This is a genomic window from Bacillus sp. KS1 (assembly GCF_020075515.1).
GTDB classification, from domain to species: Bacteria; Bacillota; Bacilli; order Bacillales; family Bacillaceae; genus Bacillus; species Bacillus velezensis.
Genome location: NZ_JACAWW010000022.1, coordinates 1 through 13,972, shown reverse-complemented (window position 1 = coordinate 13,972; position 13,972 = coordinate 1). Strand labels below are relative to the sequence as shown.

At 50.3% G+C, this 13,972-nt stretch carries 2 protein-coding genes; both read right to left on the bottom strand.

The genetic code is table 11. The features are described 5' to 3' along the window. Nucleotides 1-19 precede the first annotated feature (19 nt). Complete coding sequence (locus HWY38_RS16680) at nt 20-7,738, bottom strand: SDR family NAD(P)-dependent oxidoreductase (protein ID WP_224182231.1); 7,719 nt, start codon at nt 7,736-7,738, stop codon at nt 20-22. 4 nt (nt 7,739-7,742) lie between these two features. After that, nucleotides 7,743-13,972 (bottom strand): SDR family NAD(P)-dependent oxidoreductase (locus HWY38_RS16675; protein WP_224182230.1); only part of this gene is annotated, 6,230 nt, incomplete at its 5' end.

Genomic DNA, 13,972 nt, shown 5'->3' with positions numbered 1-13,972 from the left:
TAGTCCCCTTTTAAAAACGTCACGTTGTCACCTGCCAAAACGAGTCCGCAGGTGCAGTGCTTGTCTCTGCTTTTTTCTCATATTTCTTTAAAAGATCCGCAATGTCCGTTTTTTCATTACTTGTTTTTTCCGCTTCATTCTCCGTGCTGTTCCAGCCGCCCAAAAGGGGGTAGTGTTTTTTTCTGAATTCCGGCGGCTGAGGCGCCCGGTGATGTTCCCGCTGCCTTTCACCTCTGTATTCTTCAACGAGGATATGAGCATTTGTCCCGCCGTCAGGAAATGAACTCTGAGCTGCGACGCGGGGTTTCTTCTCTGAATGCCAATCAACGGGTTCACGATTAAAATGAATACGCGACGCTTCAAAGTCATAATGTTCAAATGGCTCACGCGCTGATAAGAAAGGCGGAATCCGCTTATGATAGACGCTCAGCACACATCGGATGAAGCCCGCAAGACCTGAAGACAGAAGCAAATGCCCTACATTCGGTTTCACCGATCCGATCCGGCAGGACAGAAGCGCTTTCCGGTTCAGCTGATAGACATCTGAGAGCGCCTTGATTTCCACCGAATCAACGATTGGGGAACCGCCTCCGTTCACTTCTATATATCCAATGTCTTCGGGCGACTTTTCCGCCATGTCAAGCGCAGTTTGAATGGCGTCTCTCTGCGCTCTTATATTCGGTGAACCGGGACCGAGCGTCCGGCCGTCATTGTTTACCGAGACGGCTTTTATGACGCCGTAAATACGGTCTCCGTCCCGCACCGCATCGCTCAATCGTTTGATAAAAACCGCCCCCGCTCCTTCTCCGAGCACTTCTCCCGCTGATTCACGGTCGAATATATGAAACACGCCGTTCTCATTTAAAATATGGCGTGCTCCGAATAACCGGTGCGCGGACGGAGATAAGAGCAGACTCACCGAACCGACTAAGGCCGCGTCAATCCTTCCGGCCAAAAGGGCGTCTTTTGCAAAGGACAGCCCGATCAGCCCTGAGGAACATGCTGTATCCACGACAAGGCTCGGTCCTGTGACATTCAAAAATCGTGAAATGTTGGCCGCCAAATAGTTTTGCCCCGCCCCCAAAATCGGGTTAGGCGCCTGCAGGATATGTTCCATACCGGCTGAAGGCTGCGCCCTGCCGCCGATGTACACGCCGACTTTCCGGCCCGATAAATCCTTTTGGCCGTACCCGGCATCATAAACGGAATGAACCGCTTCTTCTAATATGATCCGCGCCTGCGGGTCCATAATTGCCGCGTCTTTTTCAGAGATGCCGAAAAAGCCTGCATCAAACATGTCGATATCATCAATCCACCCCGCATAATCCTTTGCATTTGCTGTTGCATGCCAGCGCGATGCGGGGACAGGCCGAATGGCGGTGTTTCCTTTCATCAGCAGCTCCCAAAAAGCATCCGTTCCGCCCGCCCCTGGAAAACGGCAGGACATACCGACGACGGCAATATCGTCTTCGGTATCCGCTTTCGGCTTTATGGATGTTCTCTCTTCAGCGGCGGCGGTTAAATCAGGCTGGACGTCCCTGTCTTGAACGAAACCATTTTCTTTTGTCACAAAATCGGCTTCATGATGCGCTGCGAAATAGTCAACCATTTCTGTAATCGTTTGATATTGAAGCATTAAGGAAGGTGTTAACTTTATGCTGATCCGTTTTTGCAATGATTGAACCAATTCCGCAAAGAGTATTGAGTCAATCCCGTATTCATCAAACGGCATATCATCTTTTATCTGCTCATCCGTCATTTTCAGTTCTTCACTGAAGACGGTGCGCACCCATTGACGAATCATATCCTTCACCTTTTGGTCACCGGCAGTGCTTTTTTTCACGGGAGCTTCAGATTTCTTCACCCTTAGAAGATCACCAAAATCAGCCTCACTGTCTTCTGGAACACAAGGAATTCCGCAGCTTTGTCCGTTTAAAATGATGTAATCTAAAAACTTCAGTCCGTCTTCGGCAGACAGCCTGGAAAGTCCTGATTTTTGATAAGCAGGTGTTTCCGGCAGGCCTTCAGCCATGCCGGTTTCTTTCCAGACGGGCCATTGAACGGCTTTAACAAACACGTTTCCTTTACCTGCTTGATGATTTGCAAAAGAGTCCATAAACGAATTAGCCATCGCGTAGTCACTTTGCCCCGCAGCAAGCGAAGGGATCAGGCCCGAAACGGATGAGAACAAAATAAAAAACGACAGCGGCTCATTCTGAACAGCTTCATAGAGACCGCGAAGCCCTGTTACTTTCGGCGTGCAAACGCTCTCGATTTCAGTTTCGGTTTTGTTATAAAAAGCGGGGTGTTCTCCCATTGAACCCGCGCAATGAAAAACGCCGGTAATCGATCCCATCGTGCCGCGGATACTGTCCGTCATTTTCCGGAGCCCCTTTTGATCCGTAAGAGAAACGCTGTAATAGCGGATCTCCGCGCCCTGCTCGGCTAACCTCTGCATCCGCTCGGCTTTTTCCGGGAGAATGCCATCCTTTTTCATGTCTGCCCACTTTGAGGAATCGGGAAGCGGCTCCCGCCCCATGATGACCAGTTTCCTGCATCCGCGTGAAACGGCATGCTCCGCCGCAATTGCGCCGATCCCGCGCGATCCGCCCGTTATTAACAGCACATCATCAGACGAATAGGAAAACTCAGGCGCCGCCGAAACATTCATACCCTGCTTCAGAAACGGCACATAACGACGATTCAGCCTGTAGCAGCATTCACTGACGCTTTTGGCCCGCGGCTGTAAAAATTCAGTCTCAATCTGTCTGCTTAATTCTTCTGTATGCTCAATCTCACAATCGCTATCTATCGTAAAAGAATGAATGTTGGCATACTCAGCGCCCAGCATCCGGTACAGCCCCGCCGTTTTCGCCCCTTGCATCAGAGGTTTACTTTCCTTGAAAGGCTGGAGGCGGTGTGTCACTTGGCTGAACACAGCGCCGCTATGACGGAATGATTCAAGAGCCTGCTGTAAAAAGGCAAGCTTTCCGTGTTCTATCTCTTCCTGCCGTTCATATTCCGCGTCATATGCGGTTATGTCGACGACCCCGAGTATCTGTTTGTTTTGAAGAGACTCCCGCACTCTGCCGTAAAGGTTTCGCCCCGATGCGGCGGCGTAATAATCGGCGCCGTCTTTTGCCTGATGGATGAAGCAGATCGTTTCAATATGGCTGTTTCCTTTAAAAAGAGCATCGGCCAATCGACGCGTCTTATCAGTTGCAAGTATCATTACTGTTCCTGATAATGCTTCAGATTCCGCCGGATCTTGCTGCTTCCAGTCTTTTTGAAGAATGATCTTTTGGTTTTCCGCCGGTTCGTCTGTCTGTTTCCGGATATCCGCGGGCACAGGCACCCAATACCGCTCCTTCGCGAACGGATATACAGGAAGGCTGACCCGTTTCGGTTTCTCTCCTTCGTATAACAGGCTCCAGTCAACGGCGGCTCCTTTTGCCCACTCAGTGAGCAATCTGGAATATTGCCTGTTTTTCAGCAGCCCGGCCATCCCTGCTGATGAAATATCATCTTGAGCACGTCCGCGGAAACACCCTTCAATTTCTGTTTTCCGTTCAAGCACATCCTTCAGTTTCGCTTGCAGGCCGCAAACGGATGTAACGATCAATGCCAGCCGTTCAGGCATCGCTTCTCTGCCTGTTTGAAGCGTGTAGGCCAGGTCTTTAAGGTTGACTTCTTTTTCCCGTAAAAAGCGGTCATACCGTTTGACATATTCTAATAGGCGTTCTTCATTTTTTGCCGAAAGCAGAAACAGAACCGGCTCGTCTTCCCGTATATTTACCGATTTCTTTTCAGCCTGCGGCGGCAGATATTCTTCTATGACAAAATGGGCATTGCTCCCGCTGGCGCCAAAAGAACTTAAACCCGCTCTTCTCGGCTGGTCAGAATGTGACGGACGTTCCCATTCTTCCAGCCGGTCCGCCACATAAAACGGCGTGTCCGGAAACGGAATATGGGGATTCAGCGTGTCCGTGTGCAATGACGGAAAGATTTCTCCATGCTTCAGCTGCAAAAGCACCTTTGTTAACCCGGCGATCCCGGCGGCTCCTTCTAAATGGCCGATATTTGATTTGGCAGAGCCGATGGCGCAAAACCGCTTCTTGTTTGTCCATTTGCGGAAAGCGCGGCTCAGCCCTTCAATTTCAATCGGATCACCCAAAGACGTGCCTGTTCCGTGGGCTTCAATATAGCTCAGTGTCTCCGGATCAATGCCGGCACTCTGAAAAGAATCTGTAATGACTTCCGCCTGTGATGCCGGATCAGGCACGGTCAAACCGGATGTTTTTCCGACATGGTTTAAAGCGGAGCCTTTTATGACGCCATATATCGGACAGCCCATTCTTTCCGCTTCTTGAACGGTTGTCAGTAACACCGCGCCGACGCCTTCTCCCGGCACATAGCCGTCACCGCCGTCGGCGAAGCTTTTGCAGACGCCTTCTGAAGACAGAAATCCGGCATTCGCCAAAAACGCATATTTATGCGGGTGTGTGACCGCATTCACACCGCCGGCAATGGCAAATTCGCACTCCCCCCTTTTTATGCTTTCACATGCCAAATGTATGGATGTGAGCGAAGAAGAGCACATCGTATCAACAGCCATTGACGGTCCTGTAAAGTTCAGGCAGTGAGACACAATATTCGGAACAGAGGCAGGCGTCACGCCCATAGACAGCGGTGTGCCCCGCTGTGTAATTTCAGCCCCGAACAGCTCATAATGGCTCCAAAACACACCTGCGAATACCCCGACGCGTTTTCTCTTTTGGAAAGATGGCCCGCGCGCCGTTCTGTCCTGATAAAAACCGGCATCTTCACAAGCTTCCCAAGCCGTCTCTAAAAACAGCCGCGCCTGCGGGTCCATCATTTCAGCCTGGCGCGGAGTCAGATTGAAAAACAGCGGATCAAAGCTGTCTATGCGATCTAAAAATCCTCCGTAACGGTAGAACTGATCTGCTTCATATGAGAAAGAATAACCTTTCCATCTGTCTTTCGGCATTGTTGTGATACAGTCTTTACCTGAGCGCATATTTTTGTAAAATTCATCGATGCTTCCCGCCTGCGGGTATCTTCCCGCCAATCCGATTACCGCAATATCGTGCTTTTCTGTGTGTCTCTCTTGTTTTCGGCTTCTTCTCTTGACAGCTGCGTTGGATAATGAAGATCCGTTCTTGTCTCCCTTTGGACCCAATCGGCCCATGCTTTCAGTTACAGCGGGCTCCTTCCCGTATAAAATAACAGATTGCAGCTTGCCGAGACGCAGCATATATTCAAGTGAAGCCATCCCTTCCCCGGCCGGAAGCGGGCTGGTGCCGGTTGCATCATTCATGATCTCTTTCATCAAGCTGTCAACCTGCATGCCGCCATCTTCCCAAAGCGGCCAGTTGATCGTCATAGAAGCCCCGGTCCGTTCGCCTTTTTCCGCTTTGCAATCGCGATATTTCATATATTCATCCATAAAAGCGTTCGCTGCGGCATAATCTGTCTGGCCCGCATTTCCGGCCAACGCCGAGAATGAGGAAAATACGGCGAAAAATTCAAGCGGTTCATGCCGTGAAGCTTCGTCGGCATGAATCAGGCCGCTGATTTTCGGCAGGAACACCTGCTTCAAGTCAGAACTGTCTTTTTGGATGATAAATTGATCTTTTAAAACACCGGCACAATGAAAAATACCCGTCAGCCGGCCGAAGGTTTCTGTAATCTGAGCAAATGCCCGCTCTGTTTCGGCTTTATTGCCGATGTCCGCTTGAACGTAAAGAACTTCTGCGCCCAATGCTTTCAGTCTGCTGATCTTCTCAGACTGTTCCGGCGAACGGCCGATGAGTGCGAGCTTCACCTTTTCCTTTTCTGCAAGGTGACGGGCAAGCAGAAATCCAAGACCGCCGAGACCTCCTGTAATGACATATACGCCGTTTTGTTTCCAAGGAGACTGTGTCTGCCCGTCCAGTTTCTCAATACGTTCGAACAATCTGATCTGCCGCATATTGTCTTTGTACCGAATGTCTGCGCAGCCTGCATAAGAGCAGTCTGCTTCAGTTCTTATCATTGCGGCCGTCTCACTGGGCAATCTCTCATTCTTGTCACAGAAGGTGATCACCTGAGTGCGAAGAGCCGGATTTTCAAGATGTGCCGTTTTCAGCATAGCCCCGAAAGCGGAAGAAAATGCCGCTCCATTCTCAACGGCGCATACAAGCTGAATCAATGTATGTTCTTTCGGATGGTCTGTCAGTTCCCGTTTGAGCATACGAAATATGCGCTCGGCATCTGCTTCAAACTGCTCATCTGCAATCTCATGCTCCCTTTTCAGTTCTATCACTTCCGCTTCCGGGCAATGTGCGCCGAGTTCACCGGTGAGACGGGGTTCTGCATCGGCAGCGATAATGAGATGACGGGTGTGTTTTTGCCCGTTCTGCACCGCCGTTTCCAGCGGATGACCTTTCCAGACGGGTTCAAAAAACAGAACCTCATCAGCGATGTCAGCATCTGATGTATGCCGTTCTTCGGCCGAATCTTTCAGCACACTGCCCGCTTCATTGATAAGGTAATCCGCAAGGCGGCGGACAGATGAATATTCAAAAAGCAGTGTCGGATAAAACTGCTGCTGAAAAGTCTGCTCTAATATCTTTACGAGCTTCAGCAAATGCGCCGAGTCAAGCCCCATATCATAAAAGCCTTTCCTCACATCAATATCCTGTGCCGGACGATTGATCAGCCTGGCGATTTCCGACTTTATGTAAGTCACCATGTTTTGTTCCGGCGTTTGCTGTTCAGGCACGTCTTCTGCGGCCACAGGACTTTCGAGCTCTCCACGGCCGCTTCTGTTCTGCTGAGGCGGCTTCTCTTTGTCTATCAGATGGGTAATCATATTCGCTTGTCTGACCCTTTTTACTGTCAGTTTCTCACATTCGGCCAATACGTTCCCTGCTCTGTCGTAAATCGTGAAGTCGGCCGAATAAACATCAGGTTCGCTGTCTGATACGCCGCTTTCAGTGCGGCTGTTTTTCGCAGAATAAGTGTAAATCGTTTTCGGAAACGGCTGATACATGCAAAAACGATTGATCATAAAAGGAATATAAGGTGTGTCATTTTGCTTTTGGGCCGACAATGCAAAGGAAGAGCCGGCAAGGGTGGACGCATCTAAAAAAGCCGGATGCGCCTTAAATTTCTCCCGGAATCCTTCAGCCAAATCACTCAGAGTGAGCTCCATTAATTCTTCTTTATCCTGAAGCTGATAAACGGCCCCTTCATTTTTCATAAACTCGCCATGTTCAATATGGCTTCTTCTTGCAATTCCGTAAATGTCATGCATGTCCCATTTTCGGCTTGCGTTTTTCATGAACGCTTCAATATTCAGTTCTTTTGCCCGGGGCGTGTCTTCTTGCAAATAAAGCTGGCATTCCATATTCTCATCCCGGTTTCCGCCAAGCGGTGTGCCATTTTTTGCTTTTTCGCTAGTGATCTCAACTTTCCAGCTGTCACGCGCCGGCGTAAAGGTCACATACAGGTGTTTATCAAACTCTTCAGATGTTACAACAGGCTGCTTAAAAATAATCTGTCTTAATTCTATAGGCCGTTCACCGAGGTACCCGGCGGCGAGCCGATACAGCATATCTATTAAAGTCACGCCCGGGAGAACGCGGATTTGATGAACGCGATGATCCCGGACGATATAATTCGTATGGCTGATTTTCTGCAGGAACGTTTTGACTTGATCGGTGGCAACTGCCAATCTATCACACCTCGCTTATTTCAAACATTGCTTCTGTGCCCGCCTCATTTTCTTCCGCTTCGGGCAACTGTGCTTTTTCAGGCCAATACCGCTGTTTTCGGTATACTGTCTGGCCGCCTTTCGGTTCCATGGCCGCTTTTCGCTCTTTCGGAATTCCTTCGTTGCTGACAATGATATGGGCGTTATTCCCGCCCAAACCAAACGCGCTGACCCCGGCCCTGAGTATCTCTTTCTTTCCGTTCCACCGCTTCAGCTCAAGCACAGGATAAAGCGGTGAATCATTAAATTGAAAGCGGGGGTTCGGTTTATGGCAATGCAAAGTCGGCGGCAGTTCTTCATTGGCAATCGCCAGCAAAACTTTGATGATTCCCGCCGCGCCCGCCGCACTCAGCAAGTGGCCGATATTGCTTTTGACGCTTCCTACACCGCAAAATTGTTTTTCATCGGAATAAGCAGACAAGACATTGGTTAATCCCTTTAATTCAATAGGGTCGCCGATCAATGTACCGGTTCCGTGCGTCTCTACGTATGTCATGGTGTCCGGCTCGATTTCCGCTGAGTGAACCGCCTGCTCAATCAAGTCCTGCTGCGCCCGGGGATTCGGCGTCGTCACCCCCATTGTGCTGCCGTCATTATTTATCGCAGAGCCGTCAATAACGCCGTATATTTTATCTTCGTCTTCTATCGCTTTTTCGAGCGGCTTCAGCATCAGCACACCGCAGCCCTCTCCGATTCCTGTTCCGTTCGCATCGGCATCGAAAGATTTTGAACGGCCGTTTGGCGATAAGATTCTCGCCGCGCTCATTGTGAGAAAAGGTTTTTCATCAAGCAAAATGTCAACCCCGCCCGCAAAGGCCGCTTCCGCTTCTCCATTTTGAATTGCCTGCACGGCCAAATGAATTGCCGTCAGCGAACTGGAGCAGGCCGTATCTACGACCAGGTTGGGCCCTGTAAAGTTATAAATGTGCGCCATATGTGCGGTAATAAAATTTTGCCCCGCGCCAATAATCGCGTCTTTTTGCAAATATTGAAATTTCTGATGAAACGCACCTGCCCTTGCACCGGCAAAAACGCCGATACGGCGGCCCCAGAGATCCTCTTTTTGATAACCGGCATCGGCCAAAGCTTCCGCGCTCACTTCGAGCCACTGCCTTTGCAGCGGGTCTATCATCGGTGCCAGCGTTTCTGAAATATTAAAATACTCCGGGTCAAATTGATCAATATCGTGAATAAAACCGCCCCATTTACTGATGCTTTTTCCCTCTTGATATTCACCCGGCTGATAGTGTTCCCCGGCGTTCCATCTGTCCGGCGGAACTTCAGTGACGGCATCCGTTCCGCTGCGGAGATTCTTCCAAAATTCTTTTATATCCCCCGCTTTCGGAAAATGACAGGCCATGCCGATGATCGCAACCTTTCCCCGTTTCTCAGGCTTATCTGCCGTTTTTTTGCTCCGTTTCGGCGTCTTCTGCAAAGGAACCTTCTCCGCGGAAACTGCTGCATCTGCCGAAAAAGCTTCCGGACAATGTGCGGCTAAATAATCCGCGAGCTGTTCTATGGTAGGGTGTTCCAGAAGGACAGTCGGATCAATTGAAACGGACGGCAGTTTTTGATCAATCTTTGTCAGTACTTGCGCCAGAAAGATTGAATCCATTCCGTATTCCTGAAAAGGCACATCGATATCCATATGCGTTTCATCGATACTCAGCTCTTTTGCCAAAAGCGACCTCAGCCAAGATTGAATATCAATCCGGTTATGTTCCCGTTTTTTTGTTTCAGGAGGTTTGGAAGATGCTTTCATTCCTTTATGGGCGGCTGGCTTGGCGTTTTCCAGCGCTTTGATGTCCCAATCATGTTTCACTTGTGCCGGCAGCACGACAGCTCCGGGTCTTTCTCTTAAAATGTAATCAAGCATCTTGAGACCTTCCGCGTCAGAATGCCGCAGCAATCCCGTTTGCTCATAAATCCCGCTTTTTGTATCCCTGCTCATGCCCGTCTCATCCCATGCCGGCCATTGTATGCTGATGATGCCGCTCTCATTGTTTTCTGCAAAATAGTCCATGTAAGAATTAGCCATCGCATAATCGCTCTGTCCCGCCGCAAGAATCGGGACGGCTGCCGAGACAGATGAAAACAGGACGAAAAATGCCGGCGCATCATCCTTTACACTCTCATACAGACTGTGAAGGCCGTCTGCTTTCGGGGCGAGCACCCGCGCGATACTGTCTTTGGATTTGCGGAGAAAAGCAGGGTTTTCACGGTCCGCAATTCCCGCGCAATGCAGAATGCCTCCGACAGGTCCGAGCGTTGAGGTTACCTCTTTTATAAGCCGTCCGACTGCCTGCTTATCCGTCAGATCAACTGCTGAGACGCACACTTTTACGCCTTGTGATTCCAGCTGCCGGATAAGCTGTATTTTTTCCGAAACGACAGGGTCTGTTTGCTCAAGATCCCACTCGGTTTTCGGCGGCAGCTCCTTTCTGCCTGTCAAAAGCAGTTTCTTCACACCGTATGCGGAAACGAAATGCTTGGCGCATAAAGCGCCGAGTCCGCGCGTTCCTCCGGTTATCATCAGGACGGCGTCTTTTGGAAACGCAGTCCGGTCTGTTTGCACGGCTTCTGGTTCAATCTGATCAGTCTGCCGAAGAACATAGCTGAAGCGCATGCCGTCCCTGCAGCAAACAGCAGATTCTGTAAAGTCTGATTCAATTTCTTGTTTAATAAAAGCGGCTGTCTGCTCCAGCGGCTCTTCATGATCAATATCGGCGTGACAGGTGAGAATATGGCTGTATTCATGCCGCAGCATGCGATAAAGCCCCGCTTTTTCAATACCATGCATAGCGGCCGCCTTATTTTTGAAGGATTCAAGCCCTTTTGTAAGATAAAGCATTTTTATGTTTTCTTGTCCGCGGCCGTATTCAATCAGCTGCTGCAGCGATGCCACCCAGCTGATGTCCTGCCGCTTTTGTCGGGAGCCGCAGCCGGTGAAGTCAATAAACCCCGAATAGATGGCCGCATTCGGATCCTGTAAGAAAGAGATGAGCTGATTTTCCTGCACAATGTCAGCATCATTCAGCTGTTTTTTCACCTCGGCGGCAAGGTCTTTTGTATCCTCGGAGACGATGAGCGCTATTTTGCTGTTGAACGGCTCGGATGAAGACACTGCCTCGCAAGGCTCCCATGTTTTTTGCAATAATACTGTTTTTTGATTCGAAAGCGGCAGCTGCTCCCGTTTCGGCACCCAATAGCGGTCGGCTCTGAACGGATAGGAGGGCAGGCTGATGCGGCGCGGCTTACTGTCCGTATACAGATGCTCCCAATCCGTGTCAAATCCGTTTGCCCAGAGCCGTAGCACTTTCCTGTATTTCTTTTTCTCAAGCCAGGCGCTGACCAGGTCAGCAGCGTCTTCATCGTCTGAGAACATGGAGATCGTGTTATTCTCGCGTTTTTTACGGCCGCTGATGATATCTTCGCTGTTTTTTCCCAATAGAAACGCGTTCAGTTTTTCAGTCAGTTCCTCTGCGGAGCCTGCAATGATTCCCAGCCTCGCTTCCATCGCATCCCGTCCGGTCTGCAGTGTGTATGCGGCATCTGCAAGATCGATATGGCGGGATGATCCGTTTTGGATAAAATCGCGAAGGAGACGCGCTCTTTCTTTCAGCCGCTCTTCATTTTTAGCCGACAAAACAAAAAGAGATGACGCTTTCTCAGGGGTTTCCTGCTGTTCCGTCTCACTTTTGCCCATGTATTCTTCAATAACGATATGCGCATTGACACCTCCGAAACCGAATGAGCTTACACCCGCCCGGCGGGGCAGGACCCGGCCGTTTTCATCACGCAGCGCTTCCCACTCCTTTGTTTCTGTCACAATGTAAAACGGGCTGTCCTTCAATTTGATATGGGGATTGATGTTCTCGCAATGCAGACTTTTGGCGAGCGTCCGATGTTTCAGCTGCATCAATACTTTGATAACGCCCGCAATACCTGCTGCGAGCTCCAAATGTCCGATATTTGTCTTCACTGAGCCTATCCCGCAATATCCGCCCGGAGCCCCGTCTGTTTGGAAAGCTTTTTTCAATGCATTGATTTCAATCGGATCGCCGAGTGCCGTCCCTGTTCCGTGCGCTTCTATATAAGTGATCGTTGACGGGTGAATACCGGCTTTTTGATAAGCGCTTTTCAGCACATCCGTCTGAGCCTGCGGATTCGGCGCGGTAAGTGACGCTGAGCGTCCGCCGTGATTTTCCGCTGTACCGCGGATGAGGCCGTAGATGTGATCCCTGTCACGCTCAGCCTCTGAAAGCTTTTTCAAGACAATCATGCCGGCACCCTCTCCTCTGACATAACCGTCAGCCTGATCGGAAAATGTTTTGCAGCGCCCGTCTTCACTGAGCATGCCTGCTTTTTGAAAACCGATATGCCCTTCAGGCGTGACGATCGTGTTGACGCCCCCTGCGACCGCCATATCACAATCTCCCGTTTCAATGGCTTTTACCGCGCGGTGAATGGCGACTAAAGAGCTTGAACAAGCGGTTTCTACCGGCTCGCTCGGCCCGTGGATATCAAGAAAATAACTCATCCGGTTCGGCCCGACGGACGGCACGATTCCGGTCATCGTGTACCCCTCGACAGGAAGACCCGCCTTATTGATTAAAGTTTGATACCCGCTTCCCAATGTGCCGGTGAAAATGCCGGTTTTTGTTCCGGCAATCTGTTTTGCTGAGTACCCCGCGTCTTCAATGGCTTTCCACACATACATCATTAATAGACGCTGCTGAGGATCCATCATTTCAGCTTCTTTCGGAGATATCCCGAAAAACAGCGGGTCAAACCCGGCGATTCCATCTATAAAACCGCCCCATTTAATTGACGTTTTATTTGCATCCGCTGCCGGATCGCCGTAATATTCGCGCCAATCCCAACGATCTCGGGGAATTTCTGTGATGCAATGCTCCCCTTTTTGTAAACGTGTCCAGAATTCATCTATGTCTTTCGCCTGCGGAAAAATACCGCTGATTCCGATAATGGCTATCGGTTCGGTTTTTTCTTCTGATTTTCCTTTTACGGATACGGGCGTTTCCCGCTTGACATGAACGGCCGCCGGAGTTTCAGCTTTTCTTATCCCGGCTTTTGGAGCGGTTTTTAAACTCTCTCTTTCTAAGCCGCTGAATGCTTCTTTCCATTCAGATATCAAATGACCGCTCAGTTTGCGCAATGTCGGAAATTCAAAAAAGATAGTCGGGCTGAGCTCAAGCTGATAAGACCGATTTAGTAAGTTTGTAAATTCAGTGAAGATGATTGAATCAAATCCGTATTCCGTCAGTTCGCTGTCAGCCTCAATATCTTTCATGCTTACCTTTAAAAGATCTGATACATGCCGTTTTAGTTTCTCTTGAACCCGATCTTTCAGATCTGCTGCATCTGCCGCTGCCGGAGCCTGTCCGGCGGCGCTTTGTTCTTCACGCAGGTCGAAAATATGCCTGCGAATCCGCTTTTCGTCTCCTTCTGCCACCATGACCTGGTGGCCACCGGAGGCAAAAGCGGCGTAAAGCGCCTGGATGCCTGAGGCCGATCGCATGGCTTTTATTCCGGTCTGTTCATACATCAACCGCTCTGTCTCTTTGTCCACGCGCATACCGCCCTCTTCCCAAAGCGGCCAGTTGACAGACAGGGTCTGCCCGCTCCGCTCGTTGTCCCGCACGAGACGGTTCCGGCGGGCTGCATAAACATCCATAAATGCGTTGGCTGCCGCATAACCGGCCTGCCCCGGATTTCCCATGCCTCCCGCCAAGGAAGAAAACAGAATGAAAAAGTCCAGCCGCACATCTTTCGCTGCTTCATCAAGATTGATAAGCCCTTTCACTTTCGGCGCCATGACGGTCTTCCGTTCGTTTTCTGTCTGGTTCAGAATGTAATTGTCGGCGATCACACCGGCGCCGTGAATGATCCCGTCGAGTGTTCCATGCTCCTCCTGTATGCCGCGGACGAGGGCGATGACCGCTGCCCTATCTGTCACATCAACCGGTTTATACAGTACGCGGGCACCCGTCGCTGCCAAGCGCCGTAAGCGGGCGGAGCGCTCTTCATCAAGCACTTCTGCCCTCCCCGTTAATACGAGGACGGCGTTTTTGACGCGGGAGGCTATTTCTTCAGCGAAAATCAGGCCGATGCCGCCCGCTCCCCCGGTGAGGAGGTAGACCCCTTCGTCTTTCCACGGAACGGCGCCGCTTTGAG